We start from the raw sequence: 17508 nt of genomic DNA on the forward strand, positions 1-17508 counted from the left end.
TGTCAAAAGAAACGCCGGTCAGAGGCCGGCGCACAGTCTTAGGAGTGCTTTTGCTCTTCGGACATATTGCGGTAAATATAAACCCCGCTCAGCAGCGTGAATACCAGCGTCAGCGCCGTCAGCCCAAAGACCTTAAAGTCGACCCACACGCTTTGCGGCAGCCAGAAGGCGACATAGATGTTGGCCAGGCCACAGCCGAGGAAAAACAGCGCCCACGCCGCATTCAGACGGGACCATACGCCGTCCGGCAGCTGCAGCTCTTTCCCTAACATACGCTGGATCAGCGGCTTCTTCAGCACCATCTGGCTGATCAGCAGTGCCAGCGCAAACAGCGTATAGATAACGGTCACCTTCCATTTGATAAACAGATCGTTATGGAAGACCAGCGTCAGGGTGCCAAAAATAGCCACCATAATAAAAGTGATCAGGGTCATTTTCTCTACCCGGCGGTATTTCAGCCAGGTTAACACCAGCGCGACGGCGGTCGCGGCGACCAGCGCACCGGAGGCGACATAGATGTCATACAGTTTGTAACAGACAAAAAATACCACCAGGGGTAAAAAATCTAACAATTGCTTCATTCGGCAGTCCATCCTTTCATCGACCGGGCGACTATACCTGATTCGGCGCAGCGGCGGTATCTTTGTCGCTGCCGGGCCGCACGGTCATGCCCGTTGATTCTCTGTGATCCTGCATTATGCCGCCGTATTTCTCCCAGCTTTATTTTTTTGCAAAAAATTACACGCGAACCCGTTCTCCGGCCGACTTGACCAAGTGCGTCGGCCTATCCATGATGGAGGGGGCGCCTCTGAGGATTACGACGTTATGCAATGGAATTTTCTGCGCCGCTGGATGCCGGGGCTGTATCAACTGACGAAATACCGGCGGGAGTGGCTGGGCGACGATCTGCGCGCCGGGCTATCGGTCGCCGCCGTGGCGCTGCCGACGGCGCTGGCCTATGCCGATCTGGTCGGGGTAACGGCGGTGGTGGGGATTTACTCTTGTATCCTGCCGATGATCGCCTACGCGCTGTTTGGCTCCTCTCGGCAGGTGATCGTCGGGCCGGATGCGGCCACCTGCGCGGTGATTGCCGCGGTGGTAGCGCCGTTGGCGGCCGGCGATCCGCAGCGGCTGTGGCAGCTGTGCGTAATGATGACCCTGATGACCGGCCTGTGGTGCCTGGTCGCCAGCCGCTTTCGCCTCGGCGCGCTGGCGGATCTGCTGTCACGCCCGATTCTGACCGGCTTGCTCAATGGTCTGGCCATCACCATCATGATCGATCAGCTGGCGAAGATGCTGGGCTACCAGCCCGCCTCGCGCGAGGTGATCGAACGCATTCTCTCGCTGCCCCACGACCTGCTCTCCAGCCATTGGCCGACGGTGCTTCTGTCGCTGCTGACCCTGCTGCTTCTGCTGGGGCTGCGCCGTCTGCGTCCCGGCTGGCCCGCGGCGTTACTGGTGATCATCCTCGCCATGCTGGTGGTTTGGCTGGGGGGGCTGCAGCGCTTTGGCATTCAGACGATTACCGGTCTCGACGGGACGCTGCCGGTGGTGCAGTGGCCCAACTTTCAGCCTGCGCTGCTGCGCGATCTGGTGATGCCGTCCTTGAACCTGGCGCTGATAAGCTTTGTCAGCCTGATGCTGACGGCGCGCAGCTTTGCCTCTAAAAACGGCTATGAAATCAACCCAGACGCGGAGTTCCGCGCGCTGGGTATCGCCAACATCGTGTCGGCGCTTTCGCAGGGATTCGCCATCAGCGGCGCCAGCTCCCGTACCGCGGTCAACGATGCCAACGGCGGTAAAAGCCAGCTGGTCTCCATCGTGGCCGCGCTGTCTATCGCGGCGGTGCTGCTGCTGCTGGGGAGCCTGCTGCGCTATATTCCGGTGGCCGCGCTCGGCGTGGTGCTGGTGTATGCCTCCTGGCTGCTGCTGGACATCCGCTCGCTGGTGAATCTGCGTAAACACAACCCGTCGGCCTTTCGCCTGGCGCTGTTCACCTTCGCCAGCGTGCTGTTGGTGGGGGTTATGCCGGGGATCGGGTTGGCCGTGCTGCTGGGACTGCTGCAGTTTTTCCGCACGGTCTTTCGCCCCAGCGAACAGCTGCTGGGGGTGAATGAGGAGGGGATGATCCACTCGCTCGGCAACGGTAATCAGGTCCGGGCGGTCGAGGGGGTGCTGATCTACCGCTTTAACTCGCCGCTGACCTATTTCAATATCGCCTATTTTAAGCGTCGGGTGCTGAATCTGGTCGACGGAATGCCGTTTCAGCCGGAGTGGGTCGTGATCGATGCGGTATCCTGCTTCACCTATCCCGACATTAGCGTGCTGGCGGGAATCGATGAGCTGAAGCGCGATCTGCGCCAGCGTCGGGTGCATCTGGTGCTGGCCGGGCGTAAAACCGACCTAAAGCGCTGGTTTGGCCGCAGTCGAGCCGCCGGGGAGGAGAAGGGGCTGCTGTTTGTCGCCGATCTGTATCTGGCGCTGAAGCTGATCCAAAGCAGTCGCTGTGCCCACGCCGACGGTGCGGGCGCATCCCCGGGAGCCGATCAGCGCGGTACGACGACGATGCCTCATTAACGCACCAGGCTAACCATTATTTATAGAGGGAAATGTATTTTCTATAGTAGATAAATCTGTGATTAAACAGCTGATCTCCGGTGAGCAGGTCGCCATCTTTACCCTTCAGTCGCGTGTCGATGCCGGCCTTTTCAAAGCCTATTTTTCGTGGAAAGGGCAGCGCATTGAATGCGCTAATATGCTGTTTTTCGCCATCTCTTTCGCACATCTTAAAGATGATGTTATCGACTCCCCGTGCCGCGATATAGCTTACCAGCCGGGCCATTCGGTCATTCCACTTCCGGATGGCCTGCTCCTCACTCTGGTAATGCATAAAGTAGATCGTAATCTCCTGTATCCGGGCAACCGGAAACGGCATGTCGCTTTTAATAAAGCTTTCTTTATTGAGTGTGCAGCCAATGTAGCGGCTTAAGTTAGCGCACATTTTAATAAAATCGGCGGGTATAATGTATAGTCCGATAAATGGCGTGTTGTACGGTTTTTTTGCTATTTTATACGCGGCAAATCCCCAGCAGTTATTTGATATAATTGCGAAATCTTTATTGCGCAATATCATCCTATCTAAGATGTCGGTAATTCGGTATTTGATGATCAGTCGGCTCAACATGGCTGTGTCCTACGCGGGGGAGTCGAACGCGCGGCGCTCTGTCTACGGGAGCGCGGGAGGCGTGGCGCCCCCGCCTGCGGGCGGGGGCGGCCGATCAGGCTGGGGTCCGCAGCAGCATATACAGGCGGGAGAGATAGATAATCAGGCCGACGGAGATCAGGTTACTCAGGGTGCCCATGATGACCATGCCCAGGCTCGGGTGCAGCGCCGCCAGCGTATCGACCAACAGCAATAGAACCAGCTTCATCAGCATCCACAGCAGGATTGCCGGGCTGATGAGCCGTACGTGGGCGAAGGAGAGCCGAAAGCTGCTGCGAATGGCGGCGATCACACCGCAGCGCTCTGTGGTCATGATCATCGGGGAGAGGGCCAGACCAACGGCCAGGATGATCCCCGGTAAGATAAACAGCGTAATACCCAGTTGAACCATCAGGGTGCACAGCAGCATCAGCAGCAGCAGACGCGGCAGCATCGGCGCAGAGAGGCCGATGGCGCGCAGTGCGCTGAGGCGTGCGCCGGTGGACGCCTGAGGGATCAGCGTCAGCATGCCTCCCAGCAGCAGCACATTACCGATCAGCACCGAAAAGCTGGAGGCCGCCGAGACTTTCAGCAGCGTCATTTGTTGCTCCGGCGTCATCTGGCGGATCATCTCTTGCAGGCCTCGGGCGGCGCTGACGCCGTCGCCGCTGCTCAGCTGGCTGATCGCCTGTGCGCTGGGGCTGAGGGCCTGATTCAGCATCACGCTGATAAAGGCGGTCAGTAGCGCCAGCAGGACGATGGGCGTCACCTGATGGCGGAAAAAGTTAACGCTGTCACGGTAAAGGCTCCGGGCCGTGATGGGCATGCATAGCTCCTTGGCATGTCGTCGGGCGGCACCGGCCGCCCGGGGTGGAAAGAGATTTGCGGCGATTGTACCCCGTTAGCGGCCGCTGTGGCACCCCGCAATCGGCCAGGTGGCGATTTCTTCTGCGCTCCGCGTATTTTCCCGGTGTTCAGCGGCGGCGGCAGGGGGCGCCTATGGACCCCGTAGGCCGGATGGCGTGCGGCTCCTCCCGCGCGCGTCGGCGAACCTCGCTCTTTGCATACCTCGCGCGTTGCTGCGCCCTCCGCGCTCAGGTTAGCGTCTGCGCGCAGCGCCGTGGTCGCAGGGGGACTCTTTCCCTAAACTCGATGAAATGACGTCTGATTGATGTCTATCAAATTTCACTATTTCATTTCAAATCAAGAAACGGCGTCAACATCATTTAGTTCAATTTATATGTAAAAGATGTGATCTCGATGGGATCAATAATCACTCAATATGGTTATATTGCAAGCGAACGATAACCATATAAAGGAAAGGGATGATGATGAAAAAGTGTAGCGTTGCGCTATGTCTGGCCGCCGTATTGGCGCCTGCGGCGGCCTCGGCGCATCAGGCCGGTGACGTGATTGTCCGCGCCGGCGCGGCCACCGTGCGTCCGACCACCAGCTCTGACAATGTGCTGGGGCTGGGCGAGTTTAGCGTGGATAACAACACCCAGCTGGGGCTGACCTTCGGCTACATGGCAACGGATAACATCGGTATCGAGCTGCTGGCGGCTACGCCGTTCCGCCATAAGGTCTCGCTGGGGGCGCTGGGAAATATTGCGACCGTGCATCAGCTGCCGCCCACCCTGATGGCTCAGTGGTACTTTGGCCGCGCGGAAGATAAGCTGCGTCCCTATCTGGGGGTTGGGGTGAACTACACCACCTTCTTCAATAACAGCTTCGATCAGAATGCGACGTCGCTGGGGCTGCACGATCTGAAGGCGACGGACTCTTGGGGCGTTGCCGGGCAGGCGGGGCTCGACTATATGGTCAGCGAAAATTGGATGATCAACGCCTCGGTGTGGTACATCAACATTGATACCAAGGTGAAGTTCCGCGACAGTGCGGATAACCAGCACAGCATAAATACCAATATTAACCCGTGGGTATTTATGTTCGGCGCCGGCTACCGCTTCTGATCGGCGACGACGGTGAAGAGGCTGCCCCGTACGGGCAGCCTGAGCGCGTTATTTAATGCGCATATCGTTTTCGACCGAGCGGACGCCCTTGACGCCTCGGGCAACCTCAACCGCCCGCTGGGCATCGGCCCGGGAGGAGACAAACCCGCTCAGCTGTACCCGTCCTTTGTAGGTCTCCACGCTGATCTCTGTCGATTTAATACTTTTGGCATTGAGCAGCGCGCTTTTCACCTTGGTGGTGACCACGGTGTCATCAATGTAGTTGCCGGTACTCTCTTGGGTGGTGGATCCGGCGCAGCCCGCCAGTGACGCTGCCAGAACGGCGGCCAGTCCTAACGCCTGGATCTGTTTCGACCATTTCATGCTTTTCTCCTTATGCGGTGACGCGAAAGGGCAGCCGCCATGAACGGTGTCCCGATCTATCAATAATCATATCAATAGGTCAGCAGAGGGCAAGTCAAAATCCGCGGCGGGGGAAGACCGGCCGCCGCGGAGGGCATCAGGCGCGCGTGGCGGCCTTCATCGTTTGGATAAACGCGCGCAGCTGCTGCAGCATCTGGGGCGGGTTATCCAGATGCTGGGCGATCAGGTCAACCACCGCCGAGCCGGAGATGACGCCCGCGGCCCCGCCATCCAGCGCACTGCGCACCTGATCGGGGGTCCGAATCCCGAACCCCTGCAGCGCCGGCGCGGCACCCAGCGCCGCCAGCCGGGTCGTGAGATGGCGCAGCGGAGGCAGGCGGGTGCGATCGCTGCCGGTGACCCCGGCGCGTGACAGCAGGTAAACATACCCCTGACTGCGCGCGGCCAGCTGCTGCAGCAGCGCGTCATCGGCGTTGGGCGGACACAGGGCGATCGGCGCGATCCCATGCCGCTGCGCCGCCGCGTGGAAGGGGGCGGACTCCTCCAGCGGGACATCGGCAATCAATACCGAGTCTACGCCGGCCTGGGCACAGCGCCGGTAAAAGGTGTCGATCCCCGGATTGACCACCAGGTTAGCGTACATCAGCAGCCCAATGGGCAGCTGGGGATATTTTTCCCGCAGGGTGGTCAGCAGCGTAAAGCAGCGCTCGGGGGTCATGCCTGCCTTCAGGGCGCGCAGGGTCGCATTCTGGATCACCGGGCCGTCGGCCAGCGGGTCGGAGAAGGGGATCCCCAGCTCCAGCGCATCGGCGCCGGACTCAACCAGTGCGTCGATAATTTGCAGCGACAGCGCCGGCGTGGGATCGCCCAGCGTGACGAAGGGGACCAACGCGCCTTCCCGGCGGCGCTGTAGATGGGTAAATAATGTCTGGTAGCGTGTCATTGCATTTCTCCCCGGGACTGCAGAATGTCGTGAACGGTAAAAATATCCTTGTCGCCGCGCCCGGAGAGATTCACCACCAGCAGTTGCTCTTTCTCCGGCTGCTGATGAATGAGCTTCAGGGCGTGGGCCAACGCATGGGCGGACTCCAGCGCCGGAATAATGCCTTCCTGACGCGAGAGCTGCATAAAGGCGGCTAGCGCTTCGTCGTCGGTCGCGGAGACATAGTCGGCTCGGCCAATGCTGTTCAGGTGGGCGTGCTGGGGGCCGACCGAGGGAAAATCCAGTCCGGCGGAAAGCGAGTAGGACTCCTCAATCTGCCCCTCGGCGGTCTGCATCATGGGCGAGCGCATACCGAAGTAAATGCCGACGCGGCCGTGCTTGAGCGGCGCGCCGTGCTGTCCGGTTTCAATGCCCAGCCCGGCTGGTTCGACGCCGATAAGCTGAACCGACGCATCGTCGATAAAGTCGGCGAACATCCCGATGGCGTTGGAGCCGCCGCCGACGCAGGCCAAGACCGCGTCGGGCAGGCGGCCTTCGGCCTGCAGGATCTGACGGCGCGTCTCCGCGCCGATCATCCGCTGAAATTCGCGCACGATGGTCGGATAGGGATGGGGGCCGGCGGCGGTGCCCAGCAGATAGTGGGCCTGGTCATAGTTGGCAGACCAGTCGCGTAGCGCCTCGTTGCAGGCATCTTTTAGGGTGGCCGATCCGCTGTGTACCGGGATCACTTCGGCGCCCATCAGCCGCATACGAAACACATTGGGAGACTGGCGGGCAACGTCTTTGGCCCCCATATAGACCCGACACTTGAGCCCCAGTAAGGCACAGGCCAGCGCCGTTGCGACGCCGTGCTGCCCCGCGCCGGTTTCCGCGATGATCTCGGTTTTACCCATGCGCTTGGCCAGCAGCGCTTGGCCAAGGACCTGATTGGTTTTGTGCGCGCCGCCGTGCAGCAGATCCTCACGCTTCAGGTACAGGCGGGTGCGGGTACCGGCGGTGAGGTTGCGGCAGAGGGTCAACGCCGTCGGTCGCCCGGCATAGTTGTGCAGCAGGTCATTGAACTGGGTCTGAAAGGCGGGATCGTCGCAGGCGTCGACGAAGGCGGCCTCCAGCTGGTTTAGGGCCGGGATGAGAATTTGCGGCACAAACCTGCCGCCAAATTCGCCGAAATAGGGATTCAGTAAGCTCATGTCATCTTCCTGTCAGTCATAAAAACGGTGATAGCGTCTCAGGCGAGCAGCGCCTGGAAGGCCGCACGGAGTTTCCTGGGATCTTTACGCCCGGGAGCGGACTCCACGGCGGAGTTAAAATCGAGGCCCAGCGCGCCGAGGTCGGCCGCTGCGCGGCAGTTATCGGCGCCGATCCCCCCGGCCAGCATGATGTCGCCCAGGGGATGTCCATCCAGCAGGCGCCAGTCAAAGGGGTGTCCGCTGCCGGGGCGTACGCCGTCAAGCAGGTAGCGATCGACGTGGTGCAGGCGCGCGGTAGGCAGGGTATCGCTGACCGGCAGCGCCTTCCAAATCCGACAGGCCGCCGGTAACAGCGGACGCAGGCTATCGATATAGGCCTGATCTTCGCCGCCGTGCAGTTGAACGGCGTGCAGATCCAGGCGCTCTGCGGCCAGCGCAACGCTGGCGGGCTTGGCGTCGCGAAAGACCCCGACGTACCGCAGCGGGGCGGCCGAAATAATGCCGCGGGCGGTGGCGATATCGACGTAGCGCGGCGAGTCGGCAACGAAGATCAGGCCACCGTAGACGGCGCCGGAGCACAGCGCGCTGACCGCGTCTTCAGGGCGTGTCAGGCCGCAGACCTTATTGTCGCCAAAGCGCAGACGACAGACGGCGCTGCGCAGATCGGGCTGAGACATCAGCGCGCTGCCGATCAAAAAGCCCTGCACCAGGCGACCCAGGTCGCGGATTTGGGCGTGGCTGTGGATACCGGACTCGGCGATAAGCGTCGCGCCCGGCGGCGCCAACGCCGCGAGATGCCGGGTACGCTCGGGATCGACGCTGAGATCGTGCAGATTACGGTTATTAATACCGATCGCCCTGGCGCCCAGCGCGACGGCGCGCGCCATTTCGGCGGGGGTGCTGACCTCGGTGAGGATCCCCATGTTCAGCGCCGTGGCCACGGCGGCCAGCTGGCGGTACTGTGCATCGTCCAATACGGAGAGCATCAGCAGGATGGCATCGGCGCGGTAATGGCGCGCCAGATAGATCTGGTAAGGCGAGAGGATGAAGTCTTTACACAGCACCGGCTGCGTGACAACGTCACTTACCGCGCGCAGATAGCGGAAGTCACCCTGAAAATAGTCGCCGTCGGTTAGGACCGAGATGGCGGCGGCATGATCGCGGTATACCCGTGCGATAGCCTGCGGGTCAAAGTCAGCTCGGATTAGCCCGCGCGAAGGCGATGCTTTTTTACACTCCAGGATCAGGGCGCGCGGCGTCGCGTTGAGCGCCCGGTGAAAGTCGCGTTCGCTGCGCCGCAGGGTAGATTGAAAGTCTGACAGCGGCTGCTGCCGTTCCCGGGCGGCGATCCAGCGCCGTTTATCGGCGATGATGCGGCTGAGCAGGCTGGCGGGCGATGGCGAGGGTTGCGTCATGATAGATTCCTTGCGCTGTGTAAGGTTAGCCGCGGGCGGCCAGGGCGGTGACATAGTGATAGGCCCGTCCGCTGCGCAGGACATCCAGCGCCTGGCGGGCGTTAGCGGCCAGATCGCGCTGGCCGAACAGGCGCAGTAGCAGGGCCACGTTGGCGGCGACGGCGCCCTGATGCGCGGGCGCGCCCCCCCCCTGGAGCAGGCGAGTCAACAGGATGCGGTTCTCCTCCGGCGCACCGCCGCGCAGCGCGCTGAGGGGATAGTCCGGCAGGCCGAAGTCACGCGCCGTCAGCTGATAGTGGCGGATCTCGCCCTGGTGCAGCTCCGCCACCTGCGTCGGGGCGTGCAGGGCGACTTCATCCAGTCCGCCGCCGTGCACGACTGCCGCATGTTGATAGCCCAAACCGCGCAGGCTCTGCGCCAGCGGTAGCACCCGATCGGGACTGTAAACGCCGATCAGCGCTCGGGTGGGCCGGGCCGGGTTGATCAGCGGGCCGAGCAGATTAAAGATGGTGCGGGTCTTGAGCTGCTGGCGCACCGGCATGGCATGGCGAAAGCCGCTGTGGTACTGGGGGGCGAACAGGAAGCAAAGCCCCAGCTCATCCAGCGCTCGGCGCGATGCCTCGGCGCTCATGTCCAGGCGGATCCCCAGCGCCTGCAGCAGATCCGACGATCCGGTACGGCTGGATACGCTGCGATTGCCGTGCTTGGCGATGCGTACGCCGCAGGCCGCGGCGACAAAGGCGCTGGCGGTCGAAATATTGATGCTGTCGCTGCCATCGCCGCCGGTGCCGACGATGTCGGCAAACTCGTACGATGGACGAGGAAACGGCAGCGCCGCTTCCAGTAGCGCGCTGGCGGCGCCGGCGATCTCGTCGGGATGTTCGCCGCGGATCTTCATGCTGATCAGCGCGGCGGCCAGCTGGCTCGACGCCAACTGACCGTGCACGATGGCGCTAAAGAGCCGCTGACTCTCCGCGCGACTGATCACCTGCGCCCGGTACAGCTTATCCAATATGGTCAGATGCTCAGAGGTCAGTGACATGGCGGGACCTCCGCTGCGCTGAGGGGGGATAATCGGGGCTGGGGTGGCGCGGCGCGGGCCCAGTCGATGCTCTGCTCCAGCAGTCGGGCGCCCTGTGGCGTGAGGAGCGACTCCGGGTGAAACTGGAAACCGCAGACGCGCTGGCGATCGTGGCGCACCGCCATAACCATGCCCTGGACGTGGGCGTTGACGCAGAGTTCGGCCGGAATGCGCCGGGCGGCCAGCGAATGATAGCGCGCTACCGGCAGCGGGGACGGCAAGCCACGAAACATGGCCTCGCCATCGTGTTCGATGGCGCAGACCCGCCCGTGCAGGATTTCCGCCGCCCGATCGACCTGGCCACCATAGTGTTCGACGATAGCCTGGTGTCCCAGACAGATGCCGATGATGGGCAGGCGTCCGCACAGCGTTTGCAGCAGCGCGGGCATGCAGCCTGCGTCAGTCGGCGCGCCGGGGCCGGGGGAAAGCATCAGCAGCGGCTGGTGCAGCCTATCCAGATGCCGCAGCAGCGTATCCGGCGCGACGCTGTTACGGTAGATAACCACCCGATGACCGCCGCTGCGTAGCTGATCGACCAGGTTGTAGGTAAACGAGTCAATATTGTCGAGCAGTAAGACGTCGGCCATCAGATCGCTCCTTGCGGCTGGGGGGGATTCGCGTGCGCCGCCGCGATGGCGTTCAGCACCGCCCGGGCCTTGCTGCGGGTTTCATCGGCCTCCGCCTGAGGCAGGGAGTCCAGCACCACGCCGGCGCCGGCCTGTACGCTGGCGACGCCATCCTCTACGTAGGCGGCGCGGATAACGATACAGGTATCCAGATCGCCGCGGGCCGTGAGGTAGCCGACGGCGCCGCCGTAGCTGCCGCGCCGCCGCCGTTCGCTGGCGGCGATCAGCTGCATGGCGCGCACCTTGGGGGCGCCGCTCAGGGTGCCCATATTCATGCAGGCACGGTAGGCATGCAGCGCGTCGAGATCGGCGCGCAGGGTGCCAACGACCCGGGAGACCAGATGCATCACCACGGAGTAGCGATCCACGTTGGTCAGCTCGGCGACGTAGCGTGAGCCCGGCTCACAGATCCGCGCCAGATCGTTGCGCGCCAGATCGACCAGCATCAGGTGTTCGGCCAGCTCTTTGGGATCGCTGCGCATGTCCAGCTCCAGTCGGCCATCGAGATCGCGATCGATGCTGCCGTCGGCGCGCCGCCCGCGCGGGCGGGTGCCCGCGATGGGGTAGATTTCGACCTGTCGGCTGTCGGCGTCGTATTTCAGGGCACTCTCCGGCGAGGCGCCGAACAGCGTGAAGGCCTGATCCTGCATGAAGAACATGTAAGGGCTGGGGTTACTCTGCTTCAGCTGGCGATAGGCGGCCAGCGGGGCGGGACACGGCAGCGTGAAGCGGCGTGAGGGGACTGCCTGAAAAATGTCGCCGGCGAGGATAGCGCGCTGCATGTCGCGGACGATCGCGCCGAACGCCTCATCATCCCGATCGACCTCGACCGTTAACGGCGGACAGGGCGCAACGGGTGTCGCCTTGAAGGGGCGCTGCATCTCCGTCAGCAGAGCATCCAGGCGTCGCTGCAGGCGCTGGTACTCATCCGCCGCGGCGCTGAAGAGGCTGGCCTGCAGGCGGGCGCTACCCTGACGATGGTCGAGGATCAGCAGAGTTTCGGCCAAATAAAAGCAGAGGTCGGGGCAGCGCGGCCCTGCGCTGAGGTGTGGCAAGGGCTCAAAGCCGGCGACCAGATCATAGGCGAACAGGCCGCCGAGTAACATGGCCTCCGGCTCGGCGTCCGGCGTTGGCTGGCAGGAGAGCAGGGTACGCAGCGCGTCGAATACCGACGGGGTGTGCAGCCGGCTGTCTTCATCCTGCTCATTATCCTGCGCGGGAAAGGTGAGCGTACAGCTGTGGGCCTGACACGTACAGGCTACGTCTGGGGGCAGGGCATGACGCAGGGTGGTCAGCAGGGCGGCGCCGTTGGCGCTTAAGGACTCCAGGGTGACCTCTCGCTCACGCGCGGTAATACGCAGGGCGCTATCGATGATCAGGAGACTTTTCAGGTGGTGCTTACTGGCGATATCGGCAGACTCCAGCAGCAGCGTCGCCGGGCGCTGGGCACACAGTTGTTCAAAAAGCAGCGTCGGATCCGCGGAGTAAGCGGCGCTGCGGGTTAATACGGTCACGGCTGTTTTGGCCTGATGCATAGAATAGATCCCTGACGGTCATACACGGCGCGGACATAAAAAAGCCCGCATTATGCGGGCGGTAATAACGCAGGCGTACGGTTTCTGCGCGTTTATACCGCCTGAATGCGATGAGGACGCCACCCGCGTACGATGACGATGTCGCGAGATTGACACGGTATTTTCTGCATGACGCGCTCCGATTGGCTTCTGAGTGAACTTGCGTACTAGTAAACTAGTTTCGTGGTTCTATGTCAATGCCGCGGCGCATTTTTTCATCATCTGTGGCGTTGGGTCGCTATCCGCATTAGTGCCACAGAGCGTAAAACGCTATGATGAGGGTCATAACTGATTTGCAGTGGAGATCCATGGTGTTAGCGTATTTCCCAGAGGGACGCCCGGCGCTGTTTGATTTACACAGCCATACCCGGGCGTCGGATGGGCTGTTGAGCCCTGAGGCGCTGGTGGCGCGGGCCGTGGAGCGGAGCGTCACGACCCTGGCGATCACCGATCACGATACGTTAGGCGGCATCGCCGCCGCCCGTCGGGCGATCGCCGACCAGGCGCTGCCCCTGGCGCTGATCGCCGGCGTAGAGATTTCTACGCTGTGGGAGCATCATGAAATTCACGTCGTGGGATTGAATGTGGACGTGGACTGCCCGGCGCTGGGCGCTTTTCTGACGCTGCAGGCGCAGCGACGCGACGAGCGCGCCGCGGAAATCGGGCGCCGCCTGGCGCGTGCTCGGATTGAGGGTGCGCTGGAGGGTGCGCAGCGCCTGGCGCAGGGCGCGCAGTTGACCCGGGGGCATTTTGCCCGCTACCTGGTCGAACGCGGCTACGCGACCTGCAGCGCAGACGTGTTTAAACATTTTCTGGCGCGCGGTAAGACCGGCTATGTTCCCCCGCAGTGGGGCTCGATTGCCGAGGCCGTGACGGCTATCCATCAGGCGGGCGGCGTGGCGGTGCTGGCGCATCCCGGGCGCTATCGCCTGAGTGGCAAATGGCTGAAACGCCTGCTGACGACGTTCTGCGCCGCCGGCGGCGACGCGCTGGAGGTTGCCCAGTGCCAGCAGCCGCCCCATGAGCGTCACCAGCTGGGGCTGCTGGCTCGCCAGTTTGCGCTATCGGCATCGCAGGGGTCTGACTTTCATCAGCCTACGCCCTATCTGGATCTGGGACGAGGCCTTTCCTTACCCGATGGGGTGCTCCCCGTCTGGACGCATTGGGCTTCGCTGCCGCAGGCTTCCCAACCCGGCGCGAGTCTACTGGAGGCGTTATGAGTCAATTATTTTATATTCACCCGGAAAATCCGCAGCCGCGCCTGATCAAACAGGTGGTGGAGGTGCTGCATAAAGGGGGGGTGATCGTTTATCCCACGGACTCCGGCTATGCGCTGGGCTGTATGCTGGAAGAGAAAAATGCCATGGAGCGGATCTGCCGCATCCGGCGCATCGACAGCAATCACAACTTTACCCTGGTATGCCGGGATCTCTCCGAGCTCTCCAGCTATGCCTTTGTGGACAATGCGGCTTTCCGCCTGCTGAAAAACAATACGCCGGGCGGCTATACCTTTATTCTGAAGGCGAGCAAAGAGGTTCCCCGTCGGCTGATGAGCGAGAAGCGCAAGACCATCGGTCTGCGAGTGCCCTCCAACCCGATTGCGCAGGATTTGCTGGCTGAGCTGGGTGAGCCGCTGATGTCTACTACCCTGATGCTGCCGGACAGCGAGTTTGCCGAGTCCGACCCGGAGGAGATCCAGGAGCGGCTGGGTAAGCAGGTGGATCTGGTGATCCACGGCGGCTATCTGGGGCAGCAGCCGACGACGGTGATCGACTTGACCGACGATACGCCGTTGGTGGTGCGCGTCGGCGCCGGCGATCCCAAGCCCTTTCAATGAGGCAGACGGCGTCGCCGTATGCCCTGTTTTTATTTGCCGTTGTTAATTGTGGTTAATTAAGGAAACGCTATGTCGCAGATACTGAGTGAGCGCGATGAGCTGGCCTCCGATCTGGTGGCCTGTCAGCTGGTGATCAAGCAGATCCTGGATGTGATCGAGGTGATCGCCCCGGCCGAGGTGCGTGCCAAGATGGCGCAGCAGCTGAAAAGCATTGATTTTAACCAGCGGGGCATCGATGAGGTGACCCAGCGCGGAGTGCAGAAAGCCATCGCGCTGATCGAGCTGAAGTTTTCTGGTGAGCCGGAGAGCGCGGCGCATTAAGGTGATGCTCTGCACAGTTTAACGAAAATAAATTGTTAAAAAAATGTAGTGTGATAGCCTGTGATTGTTGAATAATTTCGACATAGAGTTTCTCATTGCATTTGAGCCCGCGGGAATTGCCTGCGGTTTTTTTTTGTCTCGCGTCCCCCGGCGACGCCGGGGGAGCGTGATGACGTTGATGGCTTACTCGTAGCGACGGTAATAGCGCTCCAGACGCAGCTGCAGCTTGCCGAGCAGGGTGCTGAAGGCCAGGTAGATCAGCGCCGTTTCGCTGTAGATGATCAGCGGTTCATAGTTGACCGCCACAATGCGCTGGGCGGCGAGAAACATCTCCGGTACGGTGATCACCGCGGCCAGGGAGGTATCTTTTATCAGCGAGATAAAGGCGTTGGAGAGCGGCGGCAGGCTGACAAAGACCGACTGCGGCAGGATCACCCGACGCATCGCCTGAGCGCTGCTCATACCGATGGCGCTGGCCGCCTCCCACTGACCCCGCGGGACCGACAGGATCGCGCCGCGTACGATTTCCGAGCTGTAGGCGCCGACGTTGAGAGTAAAACCGATCAGCGCGGCGGGAAAGGCATCTAGCGTGATCCCGGCGCTCGGCAGACCATAAAAGATCAGGAACAGCTGTACCAGTAGGGGGGTTCCACGGAAAACCCAGACATAGAAGTCGGCGCAGATCTTCAGCGGGCGAATGGCGTATAGGCGGATTAATGCGGTGGTCAGCCCCATCAGCAGGCCGCCGCAGAATGAGAGCAGCGCCAGCGGTATGGAGAAGCGCAGCGCGGCGGAGAGCAGCGGCCAGAAGGCGTCAACGACCGGCTGCAGCCAGTCGGGATGCGGCAGGGTATCGAGCAGGGGGGACAGCCAGTGGGGCATCATGGGGACTCCGTATCGGACGCCCGCCGCGAGAGCGGCGGGATAACGCCGGACATACGCGGCGGACGATTATTGAGAGACGTCGCTGCCGAAGTAGCGCTGAGATAGGGTCTGGTACGTGCCATCGGCGCGGATCTCGCTCAGCGCACGGTTCAGCGCTGCAACCAGCTGGGGCTGGCCTTTACGCACCAGAATCGCGGAGTCGGCGCGCTGATCCGCGACGGCCACCACCTTGAGGGGGGCATTGGGCTTATGCTGCCGAAAGTCGAGATAAGAGAGGTTATCGTTTAGCGTCGCCGCCGCCCGGCCGCTGATCACCAGCTCCAGCGACTGGTTGAACCCGTCGGTCGGCACCAGGTCTGCGCCATAGTGCTCCGCCAGCTTGGCATAGTTGCTGGTGAGGCTCTGGGCCGCTTTCTGCCCGCGCAGATCGTCAAAGCTTTTGAGCTGGGCATTGTCGCTGCGGACGATCAGCACCGCCTTCGCACCCACGTAGGGATCGGAGAAGTCAAACTTGGCCTGGCGCTCCGGGGTGATCCCGACCTGATTGATCACCGCATCGTAGCGTTTGGCCGATAGCCCGGCGATCAGTCCGTCCCAGCGCCCCTCGACAAAGACGGGCTTCAGCCCCATCTTGGCGGCCACGGCGCGGGCGATATCGACATCAAACCCGACCAGCTTGCCGCTGGCATCGTGGTAGGTATAAGGAGGATAGGTTCCCTCGGTGCCAAACTTGATACTGCCTGCGGACTGTATCGCCGCTAACTCGTCGCTACTCTGGGCCAGCGCACCGCCGCTCAGCAGGGTGAGGGCCAGCAGAGCCCGGGCTGTTTTTTTCATCATATTCCCGCCTCATTTATGGTTTGGTGTTGTTCGGATGCGGCCGCAGGTGACCGATGAGAGCAGGCTAACCGATAGCGTGATCTTTGCTAAATCACATTGTGGGATTATTAATAACCAGAAGGAATAAGCTCTTCGGAGGCTACAGTAGCCCGCCGCCGATCAGCGTCGCCAGCAGCAGCGCTGGGAGGCTGTACAGATGAAATAGGCCCCAGATACGGCGCCCGCCGGCCATGCGCAGGGCGATCAGGTTGGCCATCGAGCCCAGCGCAACGCCAAAGCCGCCGATATTGACGCCATAGGCCAGGGGGAGGCTGGGTGGCTGAACGCCCAGCAGCAGGATGGTGGCGGGAACATTGCTGATGAGCTGGCTCAGGGCGATCGCCGCCAGATACAGCGACGTCCCCTGCATCTGCGTCGCCTGCTGGCTGAGCCCCTCCAGCTGCGGCAGACTTATCAGCAGACGAACATCAATAAACATGATGATAAAGACGGCCAGTAGAGGCCAGTCGATGCGACGGAGGGTCGCTGGCGCCAGGTAGAGCAGCACCGCCGCCAGCAGCAGCAGCCCCGACGCGGGATAGCCGGCGTCGATGGCGGCGATAAACAGGGGATACAGCGCGAGACAGCTCCACAGCTGACGGCGTCGCCGATCGGGCGGCGCGGCGGCGTTGGGGAGTATGAGGCGGCGGCGCGGCGTCGACAGGCAGGTCAGCAGCAGCAGTAGGGCGCTCAACGTCGCCGCCAACGGCAGCATCTGCGCGATAAACGGCCAGAATCCCCACCCCGAGTGACCCCAGATCAGGATGTTCTGGGGGTTGCCTATGGGGGTGAGCAGCGAGCCCACGTTGACCGCCAGCGCTTCGAGCACGATCAGCCGGGTGACTGCCATGTTGGCCAGCTTTTTCAGGGCCAGGGTCAGCGGTACCACGATAAATAGCGCGACATCATTGGTCAGAACGGCGGCGAGCAGCAGAGAGGCGACGACCAGCAGCAGGGCGATGGCGCGCTCGCTGTGCAGTCGGGCGATGATACGCCGTCCCAGCCAGTCAAGGTAGCCGCTGCTCTCCACCCCTTTGCTCAGCAGCAGCAGACCGGTCAGGGTGATAATCGTACGCCAGTCGATGGCGGCGGGTAGGCTACTGAGCGGCAGAGGCGTAAAGGGTAACAGGGCGATGGCGAGCAACAGCGGCAGTAGCAGCAGCGGATCGCGCAGTAGGGATGTCAGACGGCGTGCGGCGGCACGGTAGCGGCGAGACATGGC

General features: G+C 62.0%; 18 protein-coding genes. 5 read left to right on the forward strand and 13 right to left on the reverse strand.

Going from position 1 to position 17508, the window contains the following annotated elements:
• Window positions 1-38: 38 nt before the first annotated feature.
• Complete coding sequence (locus L1P05_RS07445; protein WP_012848377.1) at window positions 39-581, reverse strand: septation protein A; 543 nt, start codon at window positions 579-581, stop codon at window positions 39-41.
• Window positions 582-825: 244 nt separating this feature from the next.
• Here L1P05_RS07445 and L1P05_RS07450 point away from each other — a divergent pair, with 244 nt between their 5' ends.
• A complete protein-coding gene (locus tag L1P05_RS07450; protein ID WP_012848378.1) occupies window positions 826-2577 on the forward strand; it encodes a SulP family inorganic anion transporter in 1752 nt (583 codons plus the stop codon).
• Between the two features lie 16 nt (window positions 2578-2593).
• Here the strand turns inward: L1P05_RS07450 and L1P05_RS07455 are convergent, their stop codons facing one another.
• Together L1P05_RS07455 and L1P05_RS07460 are read right to left on the reverse strand one after the other, a co-directional pair.
• On the reverse strand, window positions 2594-3184 hold the full coding sequence (locus L1P05_RS07455; protein ID WP_012848379.1) for a DUF1919 domain-containing protein: 591 nt from the start codon (window positions 3182-3184) through the stop codon (window positions 2594-2596).
• Window positions 3185-3278: 94 nt separating this feature from the next.
• Window positions 3279-4028, reverse strand: coding sequence for a YciC family protein (locus L1P05_RS07460; RefSeq protein ID WP_012848380.1), 750 nt, complete (start codon window positions 4026-4028; stop codon window positions 3279-3281).
• 505 nt (window positions 4029-4533) lie between these two features.
• Between L1P05_RS07460 and ompW the strand changes: the two genes are divergently transcribed.
• Window positions 4534-5172, forward strand: a complete 639-nt coding sequence (gene ompW, locus L1P05_RS07465) for an outer membrane protein OmpW (RefSeq protein ID WP_015461387.1) — start codon at window positions 4534-4536, stop codon at window positions 5170-5172.
• A gap of 48 nt (window positions 5173-5220) precedes the next feature.
• Here ompW and L1P05_RS07470 read toward each other — a convergent pair whose 3' ends face one another.
• The 7 genes from L1P05_RS07470 to L1P05_RS07500 form a co-directional block, all read right to left on the reverse strand.
• Window positions 5221-5535, reverse strand: a complete 315-nt coding sequence (locus L1P05_RS07470; protein WP_012848382.1) for a BON domain-containing protein — start codon at window positions 5533-5535, stop codon at window positions 5221-5223.
• 136 nt (window positions 5536-5671) lie between these two features.
• Window positions 5672-6478, reverse strand: a complete 807-nt coding sequence (gene trpA, locus L1P05_RS07475; protein ID WP_012848383.1) for a tryptophan synthase subunit alpha — start codon at window positions 6476-6478, stop codon at window positions 5672-5674.
• The gene (gene trpB, locus L1P05_RS07480; RefSeq protein WP_012848384.1) at window positions 6475-7668 is read right to left on the reverse strand and encodes a tryptophan synthase subunit beta; all 1194 of its coding nucleotides are present in this window, start codon (window positions 7666-7668) and stop codon (window positions 6475-6477) included. The genes trpA and trpB overlap by 4 nt, the downstream gene beginning before the upstream one ends.
• A 38-nt stretch (window positions 7669-7706) precedes the next feature.
• Entirely contained in the window at window positions 7707-9083 is a 1377-nt protein-coding gene (gene trpCF, locus L1P05_RS07485) for a bifunctional indole-3-glycerol-phosphate synthase TrpC/phosphoribosylanthranilate isomerase TrpF (protein WP_012848385.1), read from the reverse strand.
• Window positions 9084-9108: 25 nt separating this feature from the next.
• Window positions 9109-10125 (reverse strand): anthranilate phosphoribosyltransferase, encoded by a 1017-nt coding sequence (gene trpD / locus L1P05_RS07490; RefSeq protein ID WP_012848386.1) that lies wholly within the window; start codon window positions 10123-10125, stop codon window positions 9109-9111.
• On the reverse strand, window positions 10116-10751 hold the full coding sequence (locus tag L1P05_RS07495; protein ID WP_012848387.1) for a glutamine amidotransferase-related protein: 636 nt from the start codon (window positions 10749-10751) through the stop codon (window positions 10116-10118). Before L1P05_RS07495 ends, trpD begins: the two co-directional genes overlap by 10 nt.
• On the reverse strand, window positions 10751-12325 hold the full coding sequence (locus L1P05_RS07500) for an anthranilate synthase component 1 (RefSeq protein ID WP_012848388.1): 1575 nt from the start codon (window positions 12323-12325) through the stop codon (window positions 10751-10753). The genes L1P05_RS07495 and L1P05_RS07500 overlap by 1 nt, the downstream gene beginning before the upstream one ends.
• Before the next feature lie 347 nt (window positions 12326-12672).
• Here L1P05_RS07500 and rnm point away from each other — a divergent pair, with 347 nt between their 5' ends.
• The 3 genes from rnm (at window position 12673) to L1P05_RS07515 (ending at window position 14522) form a co-directional block, all read left to right on the forward strand.
• Entirely contained in the window at window positions 12673-13584 is a 912-nt protein-coding gene (gene rnm / locus L1P05_RS07505; RefSeq protein WP_012848389.1) for an RNase RNM, read from the forward strand.
• Window positions 13581-14201 (forward strand): L-threonylcarbamoyladenylate synthase, encoded by a 621-nt coding sequence (locus L1P05_RS07510; protein ID WP_012848390.1) that lies wholly within the window; start codon window positions 13581-13583, stop codon window positions 14199-14201. The genes rnm and L1P05_RS07510 overlap by 4 nt, the downstream gene beginning before the upstream one ends.
• Window positions 14202-14270: 69 nt before the next feature.
• On the forward strand, window positions 14271-14522 hold the full coding sequence (locus tag L1P05_RS07515; RefSeq protein WP_012848391.1) for a DUF2766 family protein: 252 nt from the start codon (window positions 14271-14273) through the stop codon (window positions 14520-14522).
• Window positions 14523-14705: 183 nt separating this feature from the next.
• Here the strand turns inward: L1P05_RS07515 and L1P05_RS07520 are convergent, their stop codons facing one another.
• From L1P05_RS07520 to L1P05_RS07530, 3 genes are all read right to left on the reverse strand, one after another.
• On the reverse strand, window positions 14706-15404 hold the full coding sequence (locus L1P05_RS07520; protein WP_045474420.1) for an amino acid ABC transporter permease: 699 nt from the start codon (window positions 15402-15404) through the stop codon (window positions 14706-14708).
• A 69-nt stretch (window positions 15405-15473) separates the two neighbouring features.
• A complete protein-coding gene (locus L1P05_RS07525; RefSeq protein ID WP_015461393.1) occupies window positions 15474-16244 on the reverse strand; it encodes an amino acid ABC transporter substrate-binding protein in 771 nt (256 codons plus the stop codon).
• A 142-nt stretch (window positions 16245-16386) separates the two neighbouring features.
• Window positions 16387-17505: an SLC13 family permease gene (locus L1P05_RS07530; RefSeq protein ID WP_012848394.1), complete on the reverse strand. Its 1119-nt coding sequence runs from the start codon at window positions 17503-17505 to the stop codon at window positions 16387-16389.
• Between the last annotated feature and the right edge of the window lie 3 nt (window positions 17506-17508).

It is taken from the genome of Edwardsiella piscicida, assembly GCF_021733145.1.
In the GTDB taxonomy this organism is placed as follows: Bacteria; Pseudomonadota; Gammaproteobacteria; order Enterobacterales; family Enterobacteriaceae; genus Edwardsiella; species Edwardsiella piscicida.

Excerpts from the sequence above, each read along its gene's own strand:
- L1P05_RS07455 (WP_012848379.1), bottom strand. The coding sequence starts at position 3,184 with ATGTTGAGCCGACTGATCATCAAATACCGAATTACCGACATCTTAGAT.
- trpA (WP_012848383.1), bottom strand. The coding sequence starts at position 6,478 with ATGACACGCTACCAGACATTATTTACCCATCTACAGCGCCGCCGGGAA.
- trpB (WP_012848384.1), bottom strand. The coding sequence starts at position 7,668 with ATGAGCTTACTGAATCCCTATTTCGGCGAATTTGGCGGCAGGTTTGTG.
- L1P05_RS07470 (WP_012848382.1), bottom strand. The coding sequence starts at position 5,535 with ATGAAATGGTCGAAACAGATCCAGGCGTTAGGACTGGCCGCCGTTCTG.
- L1P05_RS07445 (WP_012848377.1), bottom strand. The coding sequence starts at position 581 with ATGAAGCAATTGTTAGATTTTTTACCCCTGGTGGTATTTTTTGTCTGT.
- L1P05_RS07510 (WP_012848390.1), top strand. The coding sequence starts at position 13,581 with ATGAGTCAATTATTTTATATTCACCCGGAAAATCCGCAGCCGCGCCTG.
- rnm (WP_012848389.1), top strand. The coding sequence starts at position 12,673 with ATGGTGTTAGCGTATTTCCCAGAGGGACGCCCGGCGCTGTTTGATTTA.
- L1P05_RS07515 (WP_012848391.1), top strand. The coding sequence starts at position 14,271 with ATGTCGCAGATACTGAGTGAGCGCGATGAGCTGGCCTCCGATCTGGTG.
- trpCF (WP_012848385.1), bottom strand. The coding sequence starts at position 9,083 with ATGACGCAACCCTCGCCATCGCCCGCCAGCCTGCTCAGCCGCATCATC.
- L1P05_RS07500 (WP_012848388.1), bottom strand. The coding sequence starts at position 12,325 with ATGCATCAGGCCAAAACAGCCGTGACCGTATTAACCCGCAGCGCCGCT.
- L1P05_RS07495 (WP_012848387.1), bottom strand. The coding sequence starts at position 10,751 with ATGGCCGACGTCTTACTGCTCGACAATATTGACTCGTTTACCTACAAC.
- ompW (WP_015461387.1), top strand. The coding sequence starts at position 4,534 with ATGAAAAAGTGTAGCGTTGCGCTATGTCTGGCCGCCGTATTGGCGCCT.
- L1P05_RS07460 (WP_012848380.1), bottom strand. The coding sequence starts at position 4,028 with ATGCCCATCACGGCCCGGAGCCTTTACCGTGACAGCGTTAACTTTTTC.
- L1P05_RS07520 (WP_045474420.1), bottom strand. The coding sequence starts at position 15,404 with ATGCCCCACTGGCTGTCCCCCCTGCTCGATACCCTGCCGCATCCCGAC.
- trpD (WP_012848386.1), bottom strand. The coding sequence starts at position 10,125 with ATGTCACTGACCTCTGAGCATCTGACCATATTGGATAAGCTGTACCGG.
- L1P05_RS07525 (WP_015461393.1), bottom strand. The coding sequence starts at position 16,244 with ATGAAAAAAACAGCCCGGGCTCTGCTGGCCCTCACCCTGCTGAGCGGC.
- L1P05_RS07450 (WP_012848378.1), top strand. The coding sequence starts at position 826 with ATGCAATGGAATTTTCTGCGCCGCTGGATGCCGGGGCTGTATCAACTG.
- L1P05_RS07530 (WP_012848394.1), bottom strand. The coding sequence starts at position 17,505 with ATGTCTCGCCGCTACCGTGCCGCCGCACGCCGTCTGACATCCCTACTG.